This is a genomic window from Streptomyces sp. NPDC027189 (assembly GCF_055566975.1).
The window spans coordinates 1-765 of record NZ_JBVHRI010000059.1; the positions used below are offsets into that span (position 1 = coordinate 1).

The 765-nt window shown below is 70.3% G+C and carries 1 protein-coding gene and 1 rRNA gene; one reads left to right on the forward strand and one right to left on the reverse strand.

Annotated features, from left to right (window positions below):
• A 5S ribosomal RNA gene (gene rrf / locus ACZ4RZ_RS49470) occupies positions 1 to 92 on the forward strand; the annotation flags it as partial.
• Positions 93 to 211: 119 nt separating this feature from the next.
• Here the strand turns inward: rrf and ACZ4RZ_RS49475 are convergent.
• On the reverse strand, positions 212 to 765 hold a 554-nt coding region (locus ACZ4RZ_RS49475; protein WP_467754227.1), incomplete at its 5' end, for a hypothetical protein.

Here is a 765-nt window from a genome sequence, read left to right on the forward strand (position 1 = left end):
CGCCCGGTTACATTCCGAACCCGGAAGCTAAGCCTTACAGCGCCGATGGTACTGCAGGGGGGACCCTGTGGGAGAGTAGGACGCCGCCGAACAATCTTTGGAGGACCTCTGGTCCCAGCGACTCGCTGGGACCAGAGGTCCTTTTTTGTTTTTCCGAGGCGCGCCGGGTACCCGGCTGCGCGAGAATGACTTGCGGTACCGAAGACAGGAGTCACCCATGTCCACCAACTCTCCCGATGAGCGCCCCGAGCGCGACCAGCACCGCAGGGACAGTGGTGACCGCGGTGGCTACCGCGGGGGCCCCCGCCGCGACAACGACCGGGGCGGGTCCGACCGGGGCAGCTATGGCCGGCGTGACGACCGCCGCGACGGCGATCGCGGTGGCGACCGCGGCGGCTTCCGCCGTGATGACAACCGTCGTGATGACAACCGTGGTGGCAGTGGCTTCCGCGGCCGTGACGATCGGCGCGAAGGCGATCGCGGCGGTCGTCCGCCGTTCCGCCGCGACGATCGCCCCGGCGGGCCGCGTCGCGACGATCGCGACCGTGGCTTCCGTCGTGACGGCGACCGTCCGGCCATCCGCCGTGACGATGCCAGTGGCCCGCGCCGCGATGACGACCGCGGTGGTTTCCGTCGTGATGACCGTCGTGACAGCGGTGACCGCGGCGGCTACCGCCGCGACGACAACCGCGGCGGTGGCGGCTTCCGTCGGGACGACCGGCGTGATGACCGGCGTGATGACCGTCGGGGCGATGACCGTGGTGG